Genomic DNA, 23,707 nt, shown 5'->3' on the forward strand with positions numbered 1-23,707 from the left:
TATTTTTTTAAATATATCTTTCTATTGGAACAACAACAGCCCTAAGCGGATTGTTGGTATTTAAACTTTCATTAAAAGTTTCTATGAGTTTAAATAATTCATCTATTTTTTCTTCTTTAGCAAATGAAAAGAACATTTCAGAATCTGCTCCACTACTATTACTAGCAAACCAATTTGATGCTATTTTTCCTGAAACAGCGGTTTTAAATCCTTCAATATCAGAATTACTAAAGTTTTTAATTTCAGCTTGTTTAAATAGCTTTATTACATCTTTTTTGTAAGCATCAACTACTGTTACAATTACTAGTTTCATTATTTATAATTTTTACGTTCAATTAAGTAATATACAAGCGGCACAACCAATAGAGTTAATATAGTTGCCGTTATAGTTCCTCCCATTAAGGATATAGCTAAACCTTGAAAAATAGGATCAAATAATATTACAAATGCACCAATAACTACCGTTCCTGCTGTTAATAATATTGGTGTGGTTCTTACAGCTCCAGCTTCTATAACAGCTTGTTTTATAGGTATTCCGTCTTTAAGCCTTAGGTTTACAAAATCTATGAGCAATACCGAGTTCCTAACCATAATTCCTGCTAAAGCAATCATTCCTATAAACGATGTAGCTGTAAAAAAGGCTCCTAGCATCCAGTGACCTAGTATAATTCCAACCATAGAAAGTGGTATGGCCACCATCATTACAATAGGAGCTTTAAAGTTTTGAAACCACCCTACAATAAGCATATATATTATTACAATTACCCCTAAAAAGGCTACACCTAAATCTCTAAATACCTCTAGTGTAATTTGCCATTCACCATCCCATTTAACGGTATAATCATCTTCAAAATCGGGTTGTTTTATATATAACTCATCCATTTTATAACCTTCGGGCAAGTTTATTTCTTTTAATTTATCAGACATTCCTAGAATAGCATAAGCAGGACTTTCTAGCTTACCAGCCATATCTGCCATAACATAAACCACGCGTTTTTGATTTTTACGGTAAATACTTTTGGCTCTGGTGCGTTCTATTATATTAGTTAAATCGCCTACACTTACCATATTTCCGTTACTTGATTTTACTTGTAGTTGAGAAATATCACTAAGTGTAGATTTCTCTTTTTCATCTAAAGCCAACACTATACCTACTTGTTCTGAGGCATCTTCGTCATACAAAGTTGAAATAGCATTTTCTGCCATAGCTAAATTCATTGTATAAACAATTTGCTGTGGCGCAACACCATACAACATGGCTTTTTCCTTATCAACTACAAACTCATATTCGGTTTGATTGTCTTCAACCATCCAATCTATATCAACAACATCCTGTGTGTTTTTTAATATATTTTGAACTTCATTTGCAACCTCAATTTGCTTATCATAATCGGGTCCGTAAACCTCAGCAACAATAGTAGACATTACCGGTGGCCCTGGTGGTACTTCAACAATTTTTACATTAGCATTAAATTTTGAAGCTATTTTTTGAATATCTGGTCTCAACAATTTTGCAATGTCATGACTTTGTTCAGACCTATCATGTTTATCGGTTAAATTCACTTGAATATCTGCCATATTACTACCACCTCTCAAATCATAATGACGTACCAAACCATTAAATGTAATAGGGGCTGAAGTCCCTACGTAACTTTGATAATTAACAACTTCTGGACGCGTAGACAGATATTGGGCTATTTCTTTAGTAACAACCGCTGTACGTTCTAGTGTGGTTCCTTCTGGCATATCAATAACCACCTGAAATTCATTTTTATTATCAAAAGGTAGCATTTTTACCGCAACCGATTTGGTAAAAAACATAGATAATGACCCTAAAAGCAACACAATGGTTACACCTAAAAACAACCAACGTTTCTTTTTATTCTCAATTAATGGACGCTCAAACTTTTCATACATTTTGTAGATGAAAGTATCTTCCATATTTTTTTCTTTTTTAACCTCTCCCTTTTTATCCTTCTCTCTTAAGAATAAATATCCTAAATACGGAGTAATAGTTAAAGCTACAAACAACGATAATAACATAGCTATAGAGGCTCCAATTGGCATTGGACTCATATAGGGTCCCATTAAGCCAGATACAAATGCCATTGGTAATACGGAAGCTATTACGGTAAATGTTGCTAGTATAGTTGGGTTACCAACTTCATTTATAGCATATAAAGCAGCATCTTTAAAAGGTAATTTTTTCATTTTAAAATGCCTATGCATATTTTCTGCTATAATTATGGAATCATCAACTACAATTCCTGTTACAAATACTAAGGCAAACAATGTAATTCTGTTAAGTGTATAATCTAGCATATAGTAACTTAACAGTGTTAAAGCAAATGTGATAGGTACTGATAAAAATACCACTAAACCACCACGCCAACCCATGGCTAGCATTACAACAAAAGTTACAGCAATAATAGCTCCTATAAGATGCATTAAGAGTTCTGATACTTTTTGCGAAGCGGTTTCTCCGTAGTTTCTGGTAATCTCAACATGCACATCATTAGGAATTAAAGTAGCTTTTAAATGCTCTACTTTTTCTAGAATGATGTCTGATATTTTCATAGCATCGGCTCCTTTTCGCTTTGCGATAGACAACGTAACTGCTGGATATTCTGATTGAAAAGTAGCAGATTTCTCGCTAGCTTTTCCAAAACCTAAAGACACATAGTTTTTTGGTAACTCTGGACCATTAACTACGTTAGCCACTTGTTTTAAATAGATGGGTTGGTTTTGCTGAACGCCTACCACTAGGTTTTCAACATCTTCAATGGTTTCTAAAAACCTACCTGTATTTACTATATATTCTGTATCATTTCTCTTAAAAGTTCCTGCACTAAGTTGTTGATTATTGGCGTTAATCATTTTAGAAACCGACAAAAAATCTAAACCACTAGCCGCTAATTTATCTTTATCTAAAACAACACGTAACTCTCGGTCTCTCCCTCCTATTTTTTGAGTTATTGAAACATCATTAATCTTTTTAATTTCGTTATTTAACTCATTAGCAATTTGTTTTAACTGGAAATCATCATAATTTTCGCTCCATAAGGTTAACCCAAGCATAGGTACATCATCAATAGCCCGTGTTTTTATTAATGGCATGGTTACACCTTTGGGCATAATATCCATATGGCGATTGATTTCGTTATAAAGTTTAACAAAAGAACGCTCTATATCTTCTCCTACATAAAATTGAACAATTACCATTCCTTGTTCTTTCATAGATGTAGAATAGACGTATTCAACGCCTTTAATGTTTGACAAAAGTTTCTCTAAAGGCTTAATAACTCTGCTCTCTACTTCTGTTGGGCTTGCTCCTGGATAACCTACAAATATGTCTGCCATAGGCACATCAATTTGAGGTTCTTCTTCTCTAGGAATTAAAAACGAACTGTATACCCCAATGACCATAAATACAATCATGAGTAATACGGTAAGTTTAGATCCTATAAAGCCTTTGGCTATTTTTCCTGCTAATCCTTCTTTCATAATTTTTGTTATTGAACTGTTACTTTAGCACCATTAAACAACTTAGCATCAGAATCAATGATATAGCTTTCGTTAGCATTTAAACCAGAAAGCACTTCTACTTTATCACCTTGCGTTCTTCCTAACCTTAACCAACGTAATATTGCCGTATTGGTTTGACTAACAGTATAAACACCAGATAATTCGCCTTTGTTAACTAATGCTGATATAGGAATTAACACAGTACTAGATAGATTAGATTTTTCTACAGGGAACTGTACCGTTGCAAACATGCCTGAAAGCAATTTAACATCAGACTTCTCTAGTAGTATTTTTACCAAATATTGTCCACCTGTATTTTTAGCAGAAGAACTAACTTCTGTAACTTCACCATTTACCGTTTGGTTTAAAGATTTTATTTGAACTGCTACTTTAGCCCCATTTTTAATTTGTGAAATCTCTGTTTCTGGCACCATAGCCATTACCTGAAACTTCCCAGGAGATTCTACCTCTATTAAAGGCATTCCTGGGTTTGCCATATCTCCTTCATTAATAAATTTATTGCTTACTACCCCGCTAAAAGGCGCTCTAATATTAGCGTAACTAAATTGAGCCTGCACTTCTTTTTTCATTTCATTAGCCGCCTTTAATCTTGCTTTTGACATGTTATAATTGGCCGTAATATCATCTAGCTCTTTTTGAGAAGCACTGTTCTCATTAAATAAGTTTTTATACCTGTTATAATCTTTTTCAGCATTATTAAAAGCTGCTTCAGCCTCTGTTACTTTAGCATTTACTTGCGCCAATTTTGCAGATAAATCTGTGTTATTTACACTAAGTAATAACTGTCCTTTTTTTACTTTATCTCCTACTTTAACATAAATTTTGTTAACATAGCCCATCATTCTAGTGCTAAGGTTGGAACTATTAACTGCTTGAACTTTTCCGCTAACTGCTAAAAAAGGATTATTGCCATTTGTACTAACTTGTTCTACCTTAACTTTTATTGCTGGCGCGTCATTTTCTACTGTATTTTTTTTATCACTACCACAGCTTGTAGCTAGTGAAAAAGTAAAAATAAGCGTGTATAGAAATAGTATTTTTTTCATTTGATTCATTATTCTTTAGTTAAAAATTTAAGGTATGCTTGAGCATAATTGTACTCAAAAATGGTTTGATAATATTCTAATTGTTTTTGTGCATAATTTGTTTCTGCCAACAATAAATCTGATGTTTTTTCTAGTCCCTCTTTAAATCTATTAGTAATGATTCTTAGAGATTCTTGAGATTGTTGTAATGCAAGTGTTGTTAAATCTAACTTGTTTTTAGCATCAATAAATAGGCGTTTTGCCTTGTTTAATTCTAGATTACTTTTTGCTACATATTGTGTGTATTCTAGTCTAGATTTTTCGTATGCTGCTTTACTTTTTTGTGCTTTAGCAAATCGTTTAGACCCTTGAAAAATGTCCCAACTTAATTGGGCTCCAAACAAATACCCATTAGCTCCTGTTTGAAAAATTTCATCATCATATAATTCATAACTCCCAAATGCATTTAACTTTGGTAAAAAAGACATTTTATCTGCCTTGTTTACCGCTTTGTAGGCATTAGTTGCTAAAGCCATAGCTTTAATATCTGGTCTGTTTTCTGATATTGATTCTTTAGCCATTTGAAAATTAGTTACTGTTAAACTATCTGACGGTAAGTAAACCACATAGGAAGCATCATTCAACAGAAACGATAAATAATCTGAGGCATTTTTAACATTGCTTTTGGCTGTTTGCAATTGGTTTTTAACCTCTGTAACTCTAACCTCCACTTTTAAAACATCGGCTCTTTGTAAATAACCCTGTTTAAAATTATCATCAGCTAATTTCTTATTTGCATTCGCTGCTTTTAAGGCCTTTTCTAAAACCTCAACAGCTTTGTAAGCTAGCTGTAATTGCATGTATGCTTTTTCTACTTCAAACTCTAAATACTCTGAAGTTCTTTCTTTCTTTAAAGCGGTTGCTTCCATTTTAGATTTTGCCGCTTTACGTTGATAAAAACCATCTAGATTTATTAAGGGTTGTTGTATTTCTAGTTTGGTTGCAAAATTTTCTATTTGTGAAGGATCATTTAATAAATCTGTATTAAAATCGTTTTGGGTTAAAATTTCCTGATTTAATTTAGAGCCAAAAGCCATTAAAGGGTTAGTGGTAGCCATACCAGTATGACTTACCGTAATGTTGGGTAGAAAAACCGCATTGGTTTGTCTGTAATCTGCTCTTGCCTGTTTAAATTCTTCTTCAGAAATTTTTAAATCTATATTCTTTTCTGAAACAATATGTAACACTTCTTCTTTTGAGATAGAAATTACTTCTTGAGCGTTTAAAGTGAATACTGTTGTTAGTAGCAACACTGTAATAATATAATATATGCTTTGTTTCATTAGTATTATTTGTTTGGTGCAAATTTAAACTAGCTTAGTGCAGATGTTTGTAACATAGGTTACTCTCATATTTAAGTATCAATTATTATTAAAGAAAAAGCACTTAAAAAATTAAGCACTTTTAACTGTCAACACAAAGACACAACGTCTTAATTGATACTATTTAATAGTTTAGTTTGGGTTTTAACTTTGTTTACGTTTGTGCATTGGAAACCCTTTTCTTTTTTCTTCGTTATAATGATTTTCAAACCATTCTGGTTGGTCTATATCATTATCATATAAATAATCTGAAATGAGATTTAAATTTTCTTTAGTAATTGATAATTTTGGCATTACACCAAATCTTTTAACAGCACCATACATTTTTGCATTACCTTCTGTTGGGTTGTTAAACCAATTTTGGATGCTTTTAACAAATTCTTCTTTTGTAGTACTAGAAGAAGCATAGCGTTTTTTAACTGCAATCATTGGTGGTGCTAATCGGTTATCATGATTTGCTGTTGCGCTATGACAAATGATACATTGAGTTTCCATTAGGTTTTTCCCAGGATGTATCTCTTTAGAAACACCATCATTAATTGAATATGATGACCTTTTTATTTGCTGACAACTAAATAAAACAGAAACAAATAAAAAGTAAATAAGTCCTTTCATTATGAATACTTTACACAGTTAAAAGTACCATTAAAAAAAGCGCTTTAAGTAACATTTGTTACATAATAAAAATAAAGAAAAAACCACTTTTTCTCTAACTAGAAAAGAAGTGGTTTTCTCTTAAAAAAAGAAGTTATACTAATACTTTTACCAGAAAATAGCGTACAATACAGCTAAAATAATCATGACAACAAATGACCCTACATTAAATAAAGGGGTGGTTTTAAATAAGCCTTTGGTTAAAGGAATTCCTTTAGGATCATCAGCTCCTTTAGTTTCAATATTACTTAAAATCATAATGATTGCCATTGAAAGTAATGTTGTTAGTCCCATTTGATGCATCCAAGGTGCTAACCATTCAAAAGGCTCCACGTGCTTTGGTAAAACTTTAAGCACTAATGCCACTGGAATAGATAAAATAGCTCCCCAAATAGCCGCTTTGTTTGTGGTTTTCTTCCAGAATAGTCCCAGTAAAAATACCGCTAAAATTCCAGGGCTTACTAAGCCTGTATATTCTTGAATATATTGAAATGCCTGATCTAAACCATCTAAAAGTGGCGCAACCAATACCGCTATTAACAAAGCCACTGCAGCCGTTAACCTTCCTACATTTACAGTTTTTTTATCTCCAGCTTCTTTATTAAAATACTGCTTATAAATATCCATAGTAAATATGGTTGACGTAGAATTTAACATAGAAGCTAAAGACGATACAATAGCAGCGGCTAATGCTGCAAAAGCAACACCTTTAAGTCCGGTTGGTAAAAACTGGAGTAACCAAGGATACGCTCTATCTGCCTGATTTAATGATGGTGTATTTAACATGCCTACCTCCCCTAAACTTGCCATAATCTCAGGATCATTAACCATTACATAGGCAGCAATACCAGGAATTACAACAATTAAAGGAATAAGTAATTTTAAAAATGCAGCCAATAGTATGCCCTTTTGAGATTCTTTTAATGACTTAGCCGCTAAGGTTCTTTGAATAATATACTGATTAAAACCCCAGTAATATAAATTAGCTACCCACAAACCACCTACTAACACCCAAATACCAGGTAAATCTATATAATTACCATTTGCACTTCCATCGCTATTAAATTCTTCTAGCACCATATGGAATTTTTCTGGTGCCGCATCCCATACCTTGTAAAAACCAGCCATAATACCCTCGCCACCAGACACCGTATTTAAAGCTAAATAGGTTGTTACCAAACCACCTAACACCAAAAACACTACTTGTATAACATCTGTCCAAGCTACTGCCGATAAACAACCGTAAAGAGAGTATGCTGCTGCAAACAATGCTAAACCTATTATGGCATACATCATATCTATACCCATAATAGTTTCAATAGCTAAACCTCCTAAATACAATACAGAAGTTAAGTTCACAAATACATAAAGCCCTAACCAAAAAACAGCCAATATTGTTTTTAAATTAGTAGAGAAACGTTTTTCTACAAACTCTGGAATAGTGTATAACCCTTTTTCAATAAAAATTGGTAAAAAATATTTTCCAACAATAATTAGTGTTAGTGCCGCCATCCATTCGTAAGATGCTATAGCTAAACCAATTGCAAAGCCAGAACCAGACATACCTATAAACTGTTCTGCAGAAATATTAGCTGCAATTAAAGATGCGCCTATAGCCCACCATGGTAACGATTTACTTGCTAAAAAATAATCTTCAGCATTTTTTTGATGTCCTTCTTTATCTCTAGACACCCACAAACCTACTCCTAAAATAAGAATAGCGTAAGCAATAAAAACTACATAATCCCATGTATCAAATCCCGCAGTCATAATAAAATATTTAGTTATTTGTTGGTTTTAAAGTTAATCAAATATATAAATTTAATAATATATCACATCAAATTTTAAGTAAAAAAAAACAAACTAGTAGGGTTTAGTAGGTTTTTGTTGTTATTTTTATATATTTGTAAATACTACTATGATAAAGATTAAAGACAAAATTGGCACCCCAAAGTATAAACAAATTATTAATTCAATTGAAGAGTTAATAATTTCAGGCGAACTTAAAAAGGGAGACCAAATCCCCTCTTTAAATCAGGTAAAGAATGAACACAACCTATCTCGCGATACGGTATTAATGGCTTTTAATCAACTTAAAAACAGGGGCATTATTCAATCTGTAGTTGGAAAAGGATATTACGTTTCTAGCGAAAACATTAATGTTACGCAGAAGATTTTTTTACTATTTGATGAACTTAATTCTTTTAAAGAAGATTTATATAATTCGTTTTTAGAAAATCTTGGTAATGATATACAAGTAGATATTTATTTCCATCATTTTAACAGAAATAGTTTTAGTAAATTAATACAAGAAAACAATGGAGATTATAATTATTATGTTATTATGCCTGCTAATTTAGAACAAGCCTATAATGACATTAAAAATCTCCCCCCCGATAAAGTTTACATTTTAGACCAAATTCATGATGATTTGTTAAACTATCCGGCTATATATCAAAATTTTAAAAAAGCACTTTATAATAACCTAAATGACGTTAAACATCTTATAAAAAAATATAAGCATTTAATTTTAGTTAATACCAATAATAAGCAACCTCAAGGGATGTTAGATGGTTTTACCGAATTTTGCAAAACTTATAATTTTAAGTTCTCAATTTTAAATACCTTAAAAGACAAGAAACCAACAACAGGGGATTTATATATAATTCCTGATGACGAAAACCTTTTGAGAATCATTAAAAAAATGAAAGAATCTAACCTGTCTCTTGGTAAAGACATTGGGGTAATATCGTACAATGACACCTTATTAAAAGAAATTGTTGAAGGAGGGATTACCACTATTTCAACAGATTTTAACGCTATGGGCAAACGTCTTGCAGAAATGATTTTAAATAAAGAAAACGCTCAGATAGAAAACACAATTAATTTAATTATTAGAAACTCATTATAAAACAAACCTATTAATGTATAATATAAAACAAAATAGAGAACTAAATACTCTTGAAATTGAAAATTCAAATCATCAATTATACGCTAAAATTTATTTAGATAAAGGAGCTTGCCTTCAAGAGTTAACACTAAACGGTCATGCTATTATAAAAGACTTATCGCCTTTAAGCTATACAAATACTTATGCATCATCCATCTTATTTCCTTTTGCTAATAGAATAAAAAACGGTAAGTATATTTTTAACAATAAAACCTATCAATTTGAAATAAACGAACCCAATAATAACAATGCTTTACACGGCTTAGTTTTCAATAAAACTTTTGAATTTATCGATAAAAAAGTAACTAATGATGCTGCATCAATTACATTAGCATATAATGAAACAAACAAATGTAACGCATTTCCGTTCACCTATAATATTCAGTTAGAATACACTTTTAGTAAAGAAAATTTCAGTTTAAAAGTAACAGTAAAAAATACCGACGAAAAAGCATTTCCATTTACTTTAGGGTGGCATCCATATTTTCAAAGTAGTAACTTGTTTGAGAGTTCAATTAAGTTTAATAGCTCTAAAAAAATTGTATTAGATGAGCGATGTATCACCACAGGAATAACAGACACAAACACCTCTCAAGAAATTAAAATAGCTGGTCAACAATTTGATGATTGCTGGATTTTAGATTCTGATGAAGTAGTTTTTAAAACTCCAAAATACAATTTAACATTTAATGCTACGGGTGATAATAATTTTCTACAAATATATACACCTCCAAAAGAAAACACCATAGCCATAGAACCTACTACAGGAGTTTCTGATAGTTTTAACAATAAAATAGGGTTGCAAGTATTAAAAGCAAGTGACTCTTACAACATAACATGGCATTTAAAAATAAATTAAAATCTTCAATGAACACAGCGTTAATAAATGATGTAAAAGAGGCTTATGTTAAAGAATTTAACACAGAGCCCGTTCTAATATTCTCTCCAGGGAGAATTAATATTATAGGAGAACACACCGATTATAACGAAGGTTTCGTATTTCCAGCAGCAGTAGATAAAGGTATAGCTGCAGCTATTCAAAAAAGTAATTCTGGAGTTTCAACTGCCTACGCATTAGATATGAATAGTAAGGTTGAATTTAAACTAGACTCCTTAAAACCATTAAAAGAAGGAAGCTGGGAGAATTATGTTTTTGGTGTAATTTCAGAAATTCAAAACAGAAATAAAGTTCTTGGTAACTTCAATATTGTCTTTAAAGGCAATATTCCTAGTGGAGCAGGCATGTCTTCTTCGGCAGCATTAGAAAACAGTGTAGTTTTCGGTCTAAATGAATTATTTAACTTAGGTTTTACCAAAGAAGAAATGATTTTTATTTCGCAAAAAGCAGAACATAATTACGTTGGTGTAAATTGCGGTATTATGGATCAATACGCCAGCATGTTTGGCATAAAAGACCATGCCTTATTATTAGATTGTAGAACCATAAAAGCAAAACCATATAAAATTGATTTTAAAAACTATCAATTACTATTAATAAACACAAATGTAAAACACAGCTTATCTGATAGCGCTTATAACGACAGACGATCGGCATGTGAACACATTGCCAAACTTTTACATGTAAAGGCTCTGCGTGATGCTACTGAAGACGACCTTGAAACCATTAAAAACGAAGTAACTCCCGCAAATTACCAAAAAGCACTTTACGTTATTCAAGAAAATGAAAGAGCTAGAAAAGCCTCTAAAGCTATGGAAAATAATGACATTGAGAAACTTGGAGAATTAATTTATGGTTCTCACGAAGGGCTTTCAAAGCAGTACAAAGTAAGTTGTGAAGAACTCGATTTTCTTGTTGAAAAAGCCAAAGAAAGCGGTTATGTTATTGGAGCTAGAATGATGGGAGGTGGTTTTGGTGGCTGCACCATAAATTTAATTGAAAAAGGTAAAGCCGAAATATTTAAAGAAACCGTTTCTAAAGCATATAAAGAAAAATTTAATAAAGACTGCTCTGTTTATTTTGTAAACCTTTCAGATGGTACACACCTAGTAAAGTAGTTATTTTATAAATTATAAAAAATGAATTCTAATCTTCAAGACTTTTCACATAAACGTTACAACATTTTAACAGGCGAATGGGTTTTAGTTTCACCCCATAGAGCTAAACGTCCATGGCAAGGACAAAATGAAGAAATCTCTAATAAAAAGAGACCAACTTATGATGAAAACTGTTATTTGTGTGCTGGAAACACAAGAATAAATGGTGAAGTAAACCCTAAATATGAAGACGTTTTTATATTCACTAACGATTTTGCAGCACTACAAAAAGATTCCCCAGATTTTTCTGTTGAAGATGGTTTATTGATGGCGCAAAGCGAAAAAGGCATTTGTAAAGTAATTTGTTTTAGTCCAGACCACTCTAAAAGTTTGGCAGATATGACTCCTAGTGAAATTCAAAAAGTTGTTTTTGCATGGCAAAACCAATACAAAGAATTAGGTGATAACGACCTAATAAACTACGTACAAATATTTGAAAATAAAGGTGCTGTAATGGGCTGTAGCAACCCACATCCTCACGGACAAATATGGAGTCAATCATCATTACCTAATGAAGTTGTTAAAAAAAACACACAACAATTAAACTACTATAATAAAAAGAAAAGCAGTTTATTAGGCGATTATTTAGCCCAGGAATTAGAAAAAAACGAACGCATTATTTTTCAGAATGATTCTTTTGTAGTATTAGTACCCTTTTGGGCTATATGGCCTTTTGAAACTATGATTGTTCCTAAAAAACATCAGAACAATATATTAGAAATGAACAATGACGACACTTATTTATATGCCGAAGCTATTTCAACAATAACCAAAGCCTACGATAAACTTTTCAACACGTCATTTCCTTACTCTAGTGGTATTCATCAAGCACCAACCAATGGCAAAAACAATGACCACTGGCATTGGCATATGAGTTTTTATCCACCTTTATTACGAAGTGCTACGGTTAAAAAATTTATGGTAGGCTATGAAATGTTTGGAACCCCACAACGAGATATAACTGCAGAACAAGCTGTAAAAACCCTTAAAACACTAATATAATAGTTATTGCATTCAATTTTTTTAATTGGTGTGATACTAGATTAGAATAAAAGTAAATTCTACTTTTTGACGCATTATTTTATAAAAAAACAAAAATCCTAACGCATTTCATGTGTTAGGATTTATAACTGTGACCCAGGGAGGATTCGAACCCCCAACCCTCAGAGCCGAAATCTGATATTCTATCCAGTTGAACTACTGGGCCTTACTCCTTTACCAAGGAAACTTTTTATGATAATTTGGCTTTCACTATGGTAGATATAGTTTTGCCATCTGCTTGTCCTGCTAATTCTTTACTAACAATACCCATAACTTTTCCCATATCTTTCATACCCTCAGCGCCTACTTGATCTATGGTAGCTACTACTACTTTTTCTATTTCTTCCTCGGTTAGCGCTTCTGGTAAAAACTTACTAATAACTTCAGCTTCTGCCAACTCTGGTGCTGCTAAATCTTCTCTTCCTTGTTCTATATAAACAGCAGCACTATCTTTGCGTTGCTTAACTTGTTTTTGAAGTAATTTAAGCTCTTGTTCTTCTGTTAACTCTTCTCCTGATCCGCTTTCAGTTTTAGCTAATAAAATAGCAGACTTTACTGCTCTTAAAGCGGTTAAAGCTGTTTGGTCTTTAGCTTTCATTGCTTCTTTTAAAGCAGACATAACTTCTTGTTGTAAACTCATCTTAAAAAATTTAGTATGCGAAGATAAAAAAGAACTACTTCTTTTGAAATTAAAAACCCGAAAAGGTGATGGAATCTTTTCGGGTTTTGTAAATAATTTAGTTAGTTAGTCTAAACTAGTCTACATTATCATGTAAAAAAGAATTATTACTTCTTAATTTAATATCATCGTTATCATCTAAACCAACGCTTGTTCTAGACATATCTGTTTCTGATGAATGTTTGGTTTCATCTAAAGCTACACCTTGACGTTTGTAGGCTGGGACTTTTTCTATATCATCAATTTTTGCACTATTAAATTTATAGTTAAAGTCTTTCATTTTACGTCTTCTTTCTGCTGCTCTTTCTTTTAGTAGTTCTGAAATAGGTGTGTTCATTGGGTCTATTTCTTCTTCTACTTCTTCTTCAACAACGTTTTCATGAACAATTTTCTTTTCAAAAACTATATCATTATCAACTTCTTCAACAGCATCTGTTGACTTCTTTTTATTCATTGAAGATTCAACCTCCATATGATCATCTAAGGTATAACGAATATCTCCATCTTCATTAGTTTCTGTTACTGTAACAAGTTCTGTATAATCATTAACTTTAATATCTTTTACGTCTTCGTTTAAATTGAAAGAAACAACATCTTCTTCTTTGGTTTTTTCCTCTTCTGTTTTATTTGGAAGTGGCAAATCAAAGGTTAAAGTTATTTGCTGTTCTTCTTCAATTGTATCGGCTGCTATTTCAACATCTTTAGTGTCATCTACATCTGCTGACATTTTTGTAACTGGTTTAATTATGAAGTCTTCATCATCATCAACTGCTTTTACTTCTTTGTAAACCACATCTATATTTTTAATAATTTCTGATGTGGGAATTAAATCTAAACTATGAGTACGAGAAGGTTCTTTTTTTATTGAATTTTTAGCTTTTGGTTGCTCTTCTTCTTCACTGTCTAAATCTAAAGTATGACGCACAATTGCAGGCTCTTCTTTCTTTTCTAATTCTACAGCTGGAGCAATAATTACAGGTTCTTTTTCTTCTGATCCTAAATCTTGATCTTCAGATGTTAGTGAATGAATAACTTTTTTGGTTTCTGTATTAGAAATCTCATCTTGTTGTTCAATATTAAAACCCGTAGCTATAATAGTTACAGCAATAGATTCTTCTAGGCTTTCATCTTCACCAACCCCCATAATAATATTGGCTCCATGACCGGCTTCATCTTGAATATGATCATTAATCTCACCTATTTCGTCTATTGTGATTTCATGAGAACCAGAAACAATAAGCAACAATACGTTTTTGGCACCTGTAATTTTATTATCATTTAATAGTGGCGAATCTAAAGCCTTTCTTATGGCGTCTTGGGCACGATTTTGACCTGCTGCCGTTGCAGACCCCATTATAGCAGTACCACTATTGCTTAATACTGTTTTAGCATCACGTAAATCTATATTTTGTGTATAGTGATGTGTTATAACTTCGGCTATACCACGAGCAGCGGTTGATAGCACTTCGTCTGCTTTTGAGAATCCTGCTTTAAAACCAAGGTTTCCGTAAACTTCTCTTAGTTTATTGTTATTAATTACAATTAAAGAGTCTACAACATCTCTTATCTTTTCAATCCCTTTTTGAGATTGTTCTATACGCATTCTACCTTCAAACTGAAATGGCATGGTAACGATACCAACGGTTAAAATGTCTAAATCTTTAGCCATTTTAGCAATTATTGGTGCAGCTCCTGTACCTGTACCGCCTCCCATTCCGGCAGTAATAAATACCATTTTAGTGTTAGAATCTAACATTCTAGAAATTTCCTCAAAACTTTCTACTGCGGCTTGCTCTCCTATTTCTGGGTTTGCACCTGCTCCTAATCCTTCAGTTAAATTAACACCTAACTGAATTTTATTAGGAACACCACTGTTTTGAAGTGCTTGTGCATCTGTATTACAGATGTAAAAATCTACGCCTTTAATACCCTGTTGAAACATGTGGTTAATGGCATTACTACCACCGCCACCAACACCAATTACTTTAATGACATTTGACTGGTGCTTAGGTAAATCAAATGCTATACTTTCGAATTCTTTGTCGCTGCTCATAAATTCTTTTTTTCTGGGGTTTTGTACTTATCTTTTTTTCAATGAATTATTTTTTTGCCTCTTGGCATCTTTTCTAGTTCTCTATTCTGCGTTGTCTAGAAAATCTTTTACTCTTTCTGTTAATTTATCTAGGAACGATTTGGGTGCTTTTCTAGGTTCTTCTTTTACCTCTTCTTCATTAGCCTCTTCCTCTTCTTCTTGCGCTACTACTTCTTCTTCAACCTTTTTTCTTTCTTGACGTTTTAAGCCATCTAACACCAAACCAACGGCTGTAGCAAATAACGGACTTGTAACATCATCATCACTATCGCCAGCTAAATGCTCGTTAGGATAACCTATTCTAGTATCCATTCCAGTTATGTATTCTACCAATTGCTTTAAGTGTTTTAATTGTGCACCGCCTCCGGTTAGAACAATTCCTGCTATGAGTTTTTTCTTTTGTTCTTCGTGCCCATAGTTTTTAATTTCTGCATAAACTTGTTCTACAATCTCAACTACACGAGCATGAATAATTTTAGAAAGATTTTTTAATGTAATTTCTTTAGGTTCTCTTCCTCTTAACCCTGGAATTGACACAATTTCATTGTCTTTATTTTCACCAGGCCATGCAGAACCAAATTTTATTTTTAGAAGTTCAGCTTGTTTTTCTATAATAGAGCATCCTTCTTTTATATCTTCAGTAATAACGTTACCTCCAAAAGGTATAACTGCTGTATGACGAATAATACCATCTCTAAAAATGGCTAAATCTGTAGTTCCGCCTCCTATATCAATTAAAGCTACTCCTGCTTCTTTTTCTTCTTGACTTAAAACAGCATTTGCTGATGCCAAAGGTTCTAGAGTAATGCCTTCTAAATTTAATCCGGCACTTTTAACGCATCTGCCTATATTTCGGATAGATGATACTTGCCCAACAACCACATGAAAATTAGCTTCTAAACGTCCTCCATACATACCTATAGGTTCTTTTATTTCGGCTTGTCCATCTACTTTGTATTCTTGTGGTAGTACATGAATTATTTCTTCTCCAGGCAGCATTACCAATTTATGAACTTGATTGATTAACCTATCAATATCATCATCATCTATAACAGTTTCTGAGTTGGGTCTGGTAATGTAATCACTGTGTTGTAAACTACGAATATGTTGCCCTGCAATACCTACTGTTACATCTGCTATCTTCATTTCAGCAGCTACTTCGGCTTCCTGAACCGCTTGTTGAATAGACTGAATGGTTTGTGTAATATTATTTACCACACCGCGGTGAACGCCTAAACTTTTAGATTTACCAACACCTAAAATCTCAAGTTTGCCGTATTCATTCTTACGACCTATCATGGCCACAATTTTGGTGGTTCCTATGTCTAATCCTACTGCTAAATTATGTTCCATAGTTTTTTATTTACTACACACAACTTGGTTATCAAATTGTAAGTTGACTTTTTTATAATTATTGAGCGTATTTTCTTTTAAACTTTTTTGATAAAATGCTTTTAAATTATTTATTTTTTTATCTAATAATTTTACATTTCCTAACTGCACTAAAAACTTACATTGTCTGAGTTTTAAAAAAATTACTTCGTTTTTGTTTTGATGAATTTCTATAACGTGTTTTTTTAAAAACTCATCATTTTTTATTTTTTTGGCAACCAAATAGACATTTTTTAGATTACTTTTTTTTACGCTACCAGTAACTAATGGTACTCTTGCAGAATAATTACTTGACAATGGCATATACGAACCTTCATCATCAATATAATAGGATTCGCTAGTACTTACTCTGGCTACAGGTGTTTTTTGTTCAATTTTGGCATTAAGCGTGCCATTTACAGACATATACACCTCTGCAGATTTTATTAATGGATTAGATTTTAGGGCATTTTCTAATACATTCAAATCTAAAGTTTCTTTTGACTCATTTTTAAAGCCTTCGTAATTTTGTATTAACAATTTACTAACATTTTCACTGGTTATATATGGGTTGTTCTCACCAATAAATTCAATATTTGGCTTAGATACTTTTCTTGCGTTATTCTTATACGACGAAAAGGCGTATAAGAATACTATCACACCAAATAAAACAAACATTTTTATGTAGTTCCAATTAACTCGCAATGCTTAATCCTTTTTTTATTTTACTCACTTCTTCACCTATATCACCCGCACCAATAGTTAGGATGATTTGAGCGTTACTTTCTTGTATTTTTTCTAATAAATTTTCTTTACTTATTAATTGCTTTTTTTCTACATCTATTTTATCTAGCAACCAAGCAGAAGTAACACCTTCGATTGGCAATTCTCTAGCTGGGTAAATATCTAACAAAATCAACTCATCAAACTGAGATAAACTATCTGCAAACTCATTAGCAAAGTCTTGAGTTCTGCTAAATAAATGAGGTTGAAATACAGCCAATACGCTTTTATTTGGATACATTTCTCGTACTGCTTGATGTACCGCATTTATCTCTTCTGGATGATGTGCATAATCATCAATAAAAACCAACTCATCAGTTTTAATATGATACGTAAATCGCCTTTTAACTCCTTTAAAAGATGCCAAAGCCTTAACGAGCTGCTGGTGAGGGCAACCATACTCTACAGCCATCGCCAAGGCTATTAATGCATTCGACAAATTATGTCTACCGGGTAGGTTAAATTGTATATTTTTAAGCACTGTTTTTGGCGTTTTAACATCAAAAACATAAGAGCCACTTTCTATTTTTATATTTTGAACGGAATAATCGGAATCATCCTCAATTCCATAAGTAATTCCTGGTATGGGCAATCCGTTTTTCACAAACAGCTTCCCTTCTGGCTTTAAACGTTTTGTAAACTCAACAAACGATTCTCTTAAAGCCTCTGCTTCACCATAAATATCTAAATGATCTGCATCCATAGAAGTGATACCAGCCATATTTGGTGATAATGTTAAAAATGATCTATCAAACTCATCGGCTTCAACAACCGCAACTTTGGTTCCTTTTAATATTAAATTAGAGTTATAATTTTCTGTTACTCCTCCTAAAAATGCCGTTACTTCAACATCACATTCATGTAGTAAATGCCCTAAAATACTTGTTGTGGTAGTTTTTCCGTGTGTGCCTGCTACTGCCAAACAAAATGTATTTTCTGTAATAAGTCCCAAAACTTCTGATCGTTTTAAAACCTTAAACTTGTTGTTTTTAAAATAAGTTAACTCTTCATGATTTTTTGGTATAGCAGGTGTGTATACAACCAAAGTATTTTCTTTCGTTAAATATGAGGTTGGTATATTGGCTACTGCATCTTCATAATGAACATCAATTCCTAGATTCATTAAGGTTTGGGTAATCTCTGTTGACGTTTTATCATAGCCCGCTACTAGTTTTTTATTAGCATTAAAATATCTTGCCAAAGCACTCATACCAATACCACCAATACCAATAAAATAGACGTTATGTATATTCTTTAAATTCATGCTTTATTTAGTAGTTTTTCTACTTCGTCAACTATTTGTTTTGTTGCATTTACCAATGCTAATTTTTTAATATTCTTTCCTAATTCTTTTTGTTTTTCTGGAGAAGCTATTAATTGTGAAAATTTATTTTCAAAATCAATAGCTAAATCTTCTTCTTTTATTATCATGGCTGCATTATTTTTAACTATAGCCATAGCATTTTTAGTTTGATGATCTTCTGCCACATTAGGGGATGGCACAAAAATCACAGGCTTACCAACAATACACAATTCTGAAACAGAACTTGCTCCTGCTCTTGAGATAACAATATCTGCAGCAGCGTAAGCACTACCCATATTATTTAAAAACTCATGTACTTGTACGTTTTTTGTGTTATTGTAGATTTTGTATTGTTGATAATACAAACTACCACATTGCCAAATAACTTGAACGTTTTGAGTATCAAAAAAATCTAGCTCTTTTTCAATTAATTCATTTATCCTTCTTGCCCCTAAACTTCCTCCTAAAACTAACAAGGTATGTTTTCCCTCTTTTAAATTGAATTGTTTTTTAGCCTCAACTGTTTTCTCTTCAATATTTAATAAACCTTTACGAACCGGATTCCCTGTTTTTATAATTTTTTCTTTAGGAAAGAAACGCTCTAAATCATTATAGGCTACACATATTTTTTGAGCCTTTTTTGCTAACAATTTATTGGTAATTCCCGGATAAGAATTCTGCTCTTGTATTAAGCTAGGAATATTTTTAGAAGCAGCCACATATAACAACGGACCACTAGCGTAACCTCCCGTACCAATAGCTACATTTGGCTTAAAAGAATTTATAATTTTTCGAGCCTTCCAAAGGCTACTAATTACCTTAAACGGAAATGATAAATTTTTTAGCGTTAAACTACGCTGGATTCCTGAAATCCAAAGACCAATTATTTTATATCCTGCTTGTGGTACTTTTTCCATTTCCATTCTATCTTTTGCTCCTACAAACAAGAACTCAGCATCTGGATAACGAGATTTTAACTCATTAGCAATAGCTATTGCAGGATAGATATGACCTCCTGTTCCTCCGCCTGATAATATGATTTTATAATGACTCATTAAATTGTTTCAGATAAAATTTCTAATGGATTTTCTTCCTCATTCTCCTTTTCTTTAATCTCTTCTCTTTTTGCACTTACACTAAGTATAATTCCAATAGCTAAACACGTCATCCAAATTGATGTACCACCACTACTAATTAATGGTAATGTTTGCCCTGTAACAGGGAACAACTCTACAGCTACCCCCATATTAATTAATGCCTGAAATACTATAGGTAATCCCACTCCTAAAACCAACAACTTACCAAAAATAGTATCTGATTTTTGAGCCGCAATTACAATTCTAAACAACAACCACATGTACAAAATCATGATTGTTAAGCCTCCTAACAAACCGTATTCTTCTATTATGATGGCGAAAATAAAATCTGATGACGACTGCGGCAAAAAGTTCTTCTGTCTGCTTTTACCTGGTCCTACACCACTTACACCTCCTGAAGCAATGGCTATTTTTGCTTTTTCAATTTGGTAATCGGCCTCTGTATCTTCTCCATTAGAGAAGTTTTCTATCCTACTCATCCAAGTATCAACCCTATTTGGCATCGCATCAGGAAATGCTTTGGCTGTTAAAATAAACATTGCCAGCATAACCAATCCAGACCCCAAAATTACCACCAAATATCTAATAGGATACCCTCCTAAAAACACCAAAACAAACACCATTAAAAAAATAATGGCAGCGGTTGAAAAGTTAGAAGGTAAAATCAAGGCTATTATTAAAAATACCGGCAACCATAGTGGCAAAATAGATTCTTTAAAAGTTACTGTTTTATCTTTAATTTTAGACATGTACCGCGCCACATAAACCATAAGAACTACCGATGCTAAAGTTGATGTTTGAAAAGACATACCCACAATAGGTATTTGAATCCATCTACTAGCATTAGCTCCTTCTATAACAGTTCCTTTTAACATGGTGATTCCTAACAAAACCAACACCACCGGAATCATAATAAGTGAAAGCCCTTTAAAATACCTATACGGAATTTTGTGAACCCCATACATAATAGCAAAGCCTAAAAACAAATGCACAAAATGTTTTACAAAAAAAGCAAAGGTATTACTACCACCACCCTTGTAAGCTAAATTACTGGCAGCACTGTAAACGGGCAAGAATGATAGTATTGCCAACAAAGCCACTATTGCCCAAATTAATCTATCGCCTTTTATGTTTTTAAACAATGCCTGCATTTACCTATAAATTACGTACTGCATTTTTAAATTGGCGTCCTCTATCTTCATAGTTTTCAAACAAATCAAAACTTGCACACGCTGGTGATAATAATACGTTATCTCCCATATCTGCAACTTTGTATGCAATTTTTACTGCTTCACTCATATATTGAGTTTCAACTAAAACATCAACCATACCTTCAAACGTTTTCATTAGCTTTTCGTTATCTACTCCTAAGCAAATTATAGCTTTTACTTTCTCGTTTACAAACTGAAAAAGTTCCTCATAATTATTCCCTTTATCTACTCCTCCAACAATCCATACGGTTGGGGCATCCATACTCTCTAACGCATAATAGGTTGCATTTACATTAGTAGCTTTAGAATCGTTTATATAGTTAACCTTATTAATTTTTAAAACATGTTCTAAACGATGTTCTACTCCTTGGAAATTTGCTAAACTTTCTCGTATAGTTTGCTTTCTAATATTTAGCAAATGTGCTACTGTTAAAGCAGCCATAGCGTTTTTAATATTATGTTTTCCTTCTAATGTTAAATTTTTTGTTGGCATATTAATCTGTTTATTATCTATTGTTATTTTTATATTATCGTTATCTAAATACGCACCATTTTCCACTTTTTTTTCTAATGAAAATGGCAATAATGTTGATTGAACTGGGTAATTTTTAAGATGATTTGTAATAACCTCATCATCGGCATCATATATCAAATAATCTTCTTTAGTTTGATTTTCTGCTATTCTAAATTTCGATTTGATATAATTTTCAAACTGATAATCATATCTATCTAAATGATCTGGTGTAATGTTGGTGATTATAGCAATATGCGGCTTAAAACTGATGATATCATCTAACTGAAAACTGCTAATTTCTAGAACATAATTTGGATAATTTTCATCTAAAACCTGTTTAGCAAAACTATCACCAATATTACCTGCCAACCCCACTTGCAATTCTTGTTTTAAAATGTGATGCGTTAAACTTGCTGTGGTTGTTTTACCGTTACTCCCTGTTATTCCTACAACGGTTGCATTGGTAAATTTTGCAGCAAATTCTATTTCTGAAACTACCGGAATACCACTTTCTCTAATTTGTTTTACCAAAGGCACTTTATCTGGAATTCCAGGGCTTTTCATAACCACATCTGCATTAAGAATTTTTAATTCAGAATGCGTTCCTTCTTCCCATTCAATCTCATTATGTATAAGAACTTTTTTATATTTTTCTTTTATTTCTCCTTTATCTGAAACAAAAACTTGGTAACCTCTTTCATGTGCTAAAAGTGCTGTACCTACACCACTTTCTCCTCCACCTAGAACAACCAATTTTCCCATTTACCTAATCTTCAATGTTACTATTGATAGGATAGCAAGTAGAATTCCAATAATCCAAAAACGGGTTGAAATTTTACTTTCGTGATATCCTAATTTTTGATAATGATGATGCAAGGGCGACATTTTAAAAATTCTACGTCCTTCTCCATATTTTTTCTTAGTGTACTTAAACCAACTCACTTGCATAACCACCGATAAATTTTCTGCTAAAAAGATGCCACACAACACAGGAATGAGCCATTCTTTGCGTACTGCAATAGCTATTACCGCTATAATACCACCAATAGTTAAACTACCGGTATCTCCCATAAACACTTGTGCTGGATAGGTATTATACCATAAAAATCCTATTAAGGCACCAACAAATGCGGCAATATAAATGGTGATTTCTTCAACTCTTGGGATGTACATAATATTTAGGTAGTCTGAGAAAATTATATTACCAGACACCCAAGCAAAAATGCCAAGTGTGAGTACAATAATGGCCGAAGTTCCTGCAGCTAATCCATCAATTCCATCGGTTAAATTTGCACCATTAGAAACTGCTGTAATAATAAAGATGGCTATTATTACAAAAATAACCCAAGCGTATTTTTGTAAATTGGGGTGTATCCATGTTATTAAATCGGCATAATCAAACTCATTTTTCTTAACAAACGGAATGGTTGTTTTGGTTGATTTTTGTTCTGGTTTAAAGAATGCAGACTCAGTAGCTTCAGGATTAGCTTTTAAGATTTGTTGTTGTTCTGCTATTGGTAATTTTTCTTTTATTACCACATCTTTATGAAAATACAAGGTTAAACCAACTATTAACCCTAACCCTACCTGACCAATAACTTTAAAACGTCCTTTTAAACCTTCCTTGTTATTTTTAAACTTTTTAATATAATCATCTATGAAACCAATAACCCCCATCCATAACGTGGTTATTATCAAAAGAATGATATATATGTTTTCTAATTTTGATAATAACAATACTGGAATTAATGTTGCTAAAATGATAATGATACCCCCCATTGTTGGAGTTCCAGCTTTTTCTGCTTGCCCTTTTAAACCTAAATCTCTTATGGTTTCACCCAATTGTTTTCTTTGTAAAAAACGAATGATTCTTTTACCATAAATTGTAGAAATTAACAACGAGAGAATCATTGCCAAAGCTGCCCTAAACGTTATAAAACCAAAAAGGGTAGCTCCAGGAAATTGGAATTGTTTTTCTAAATATTCAAACAAATAGTATAGCAT

The 23,707-nt window shown here is 32.5% G+C and carries 19 protein-coding genes and 1 tRNA gene; 4 read left to right on the forward strand and 16 right to left on the reverse strand.

What is annotated here, in order from left to right:
• Positions 1-7: 7 nt before the first annotated feature.
• The 6 genes from BWZ22_RS02565 to BWZ22_RS02590 all read right to left on the reverse strand — a co-directional run bounded on the left by BWZ22_RS02565 (position 8) and on the right by BWZ22_RS02590 (position 8,377).
• Positions 8-313, reverse strand: coding sequence for a hypothetical protein (locus BWZ22_RS02565; protein WP_076697797.1), 306 nt, complete (start codon positions 311-313; stop codon positions 8-10).
• Positions 313-3,504: an efflux RND transporter permease subunit gene (locus BWZ22_RS02570; protein WP_076697799.1), complete on the reverse strand. Its 3,192-nt coding sequence runs from the start codon at positions 3,502-3,504 to the stop codon at positions 313-315. The genes BWZ22_RS02565 and BWZ22_RS02570 overlap by 1 nt, the downstream gene beginning before the upstream one ends.
• A gap of 8 nt (positions 3,505-3,512) precedes the next feature.
• A complete protein-coding gene (locus tag BWZ22_RS02575) occupies positions 3,513-4,592 on the reverse strand; it encodes an efflux RND transporter periplasmic adaptor subunit (RefSeq protein ID WP_076702238.1) in 1,080 nt (359 codons plus the stop codon).
• Between the two features lie 8 nt (positions 4,593-4,600).
• Positions 4,601-5,914 (reverse strand): TolC family protein, encoded by a 1,314-nt coding sequence (locus BWZ22_RS02580; protein WP_076697801.1) that lies wholly within the window; start codon positions 5,912-5,914, stop codon positions 4,601-4,603.
• Positions 5,915-6,097: 183 nt separating this feature from the next.
• Entirely contained in the window at positions 6,098-6,568 is a 471-nt protein-coding gene (locus tag BWZ22_RS02585) for a c-type cytochrome (protein WP_076697803.1), read from the reverse strand.
• Between the two features lie 147 nt (positions 6,569-6,715).
• Positions 6,716-8,377, reverse strand: coding sequence for a sodium/sugar symporter (locus BWZ22_RS02590; RefSeq protein ID WP_076697805.1), 1,662 nt, complete (start codon positions 8,375-8,377; stop codon positions 6,716-6,718).
• A 148-nt stretch (positions 8,378-8,525) separates the two neighbouring features.
• Between BWZ22_RS02590 and BWZ22_RS02595 the strand changes: the two genes are divergently transcribed.
• Genes BWZ22_RS02595 through BWZ22_RS02610 form a run of 4 tightly spaced genes read left to right on the forward strand, consistent with a single transcriptional unit; the run spans position 8,526 to position 12,614 of the window.
• Positions 8,526-9,518, forward strand: a complete 993-nt coding sequence (locus BWZ22_RS02595; RefSeq protein WP_076697806.1) for a GntR family transcriptional regulator — start codon at positions 8,526-8,528, stop codon at positions 9,516-9,518.
• A 13-nt stretch (positions 9,519-9,531) separates the two neighbouring features.
• On the forward strand, positions 9,532-10,416 hold the full coding sequence (locus BWZ22_RS02600; RefSeq protein WP_076697808.1) for an aldose 1-epimerase: 885 nt from the start codon (positions 9,532-9,534) through the stop codon (positions 10,414-10,416).
• A complete protein-coding gene (gene galK / locus BWZ22_RS02605) occupies positions 10,395-11,573 on the forward strand; it encodes a galactokinase (RefSeq protein ID WP_076697810.1) in 1,179 nt (392 codons plus the stop codon). The genes BWZ22_RS02600 and galK overlap by 22 nt, the downstream gene beginning before the upstream one ends.
• 21 nt (positions 11,574-11,594) lie before the next feature.
• Entirely contained in the window at positions 11,595-12,614 is a 1,020-nt protein-coding gene (locus BWZ22_RS02610) for a UDP-glucose--hexose-1-phosphate uridylyltransferase (RefSeq protein WP_076697812.1), read from the forward strand.
• A 131-nt stretch (positions 12,615-12,745) separates the two neighbouring features.
• Here the strand turns inward: BWZ22_RS02610 and BWZ22_RS02615 are convergent.
• The 10 genes from BWZ22_RS02615 to mraY form a co-directional block, all read right to left on the reverse strand.
• Positions 12,746-12,819, reverse strand: a tRNA-Arg gene (locus BWZ22_RS02615).
• Between the two features lie 24 nt (positions 12,820-12,843).
• Positions 12,844-13,293 (reverse strand): GatB/YqeY domain-containing protein, encoded by a 450-nt coding sequence (locus BWZ22_RS02620; RefSeq protein WP_076697813.1) that lies wholly within the window; start codon positions 13,291-13,293, stop codon positions 12,844-12,846.
• 115 nt (positions 13,294-13,408) lie between these two features.
• Positions 13,409-15,385 (reverse strand): cell division protein FtsZ, encoded by a 1,977-nt coding sequence (gene ftsZ / locus BWZ22_RS02625; protein ID WP_076697814.1) that lies wholly within the window; start codon positions 15,383-15,385, stop codon positions 13,409-13,411.
• Between the two features lie 81 nt (positions 15,386-15,466).
• The gene (gene ftsA / locus BWZ22_RS02630; RefSeq protein ID WP_076697815.1) at positions 15,467-16,777 is read right to left on the reverse strand and encodes a cell division protein FtsA; all 1,311 of its coding nucleotides are present in this window, start codon (positions 16,775-16,777) and stop codon (positions 15,467-15,469) included.
• Between the two features lie 6 nt (positions 16,778-16,783).
• The gene (locus BWZ22_RS02635) at positions 16,784-17,473 is read right to left on the reverse strand and encodes a cell division protein FtsQ/DivIB (RefSeq protein ID WP_371326813.1); all 690 of its coding nucleotides are present in this window, start codon (positions 17,471-17,473) and stop codon (positions 16,784-16,786) included.
• Between the two features lie 16 nt (positions 17,474-17,489).
• A complete protein-coding gene (murC, locus tag BWZ22_RS02640; protein WP_076697817.1) occupies positions 17,490-18,842 on the reverse strand; it encodes a UDP-N-acetylmuramate--L-alanine ligase in 1,353 nt (450 codons plus the stop codon).
• Complete coding sequence (gene murG, locus BWZ22_RS02645; RefSeq protein WP_076697818.1) at positions 18,839-19,936, reverse strand: undecaprenyldiphospho-muramoylpentapeptide beta-N-acetylglucosaminyltransferase; 1,098 nt, start codon at positions 19,934-19,936, stop codon at positions 18,839-18,841. Before murG ends, murC begins: the two co-directional genes overlap by 4 nt.
• Complete coding sequence (locus BWZ22_RS02650) at positions 19,936-21,129, reverse strand: FtsW/RodA/SpoVE family cell cycle protein (protein WP_076697820.1); 1,194 nt, start codon at positions 21,127-21,129, stop codon at positions 19,936-19,938. Before BWZ22_RS02650 ends, murG begins: the two co-directional genes overlap by 1 nt.
• A gap of 4 nt (positions 21,130-21,133) precedes the next feature.
• The gene (gene murD, locus BWZ22_RS02655; protein ID WP_076697821.1) at positions 21,134-22,465 is read right to left on the reverse strand and encodes a UDP-N-acetylmuramoyl-L-alanine--D-glutamate ligase; all 1,332 of its coding nucleotides are present in this window, start codon (positions 22,463-22,465) and stop codon (positions 21,134-21,136) included.
• Positions 22,466-23,707, reverse strand: a complete 1,242-nt coding sequence (gene mraY / locus BWZ22_RS02660) for a phospho-N-acetylmuramoyl-pentapeptide-transferase (protein ID WP_076697823.1) — start codon at positions 23,705-23,707, stop codon at positions 22,466-22,468.

Origin of the sequence: Seonamhaeicola sp. S2-3 (genome assembly GCF_001971785.1) — a bacterium.
GTDB lineage: Bacteria > Bacteroidota > Bacteroidia > Flavobacteriales > Flavobacteriaceae > Seonamhaeicola.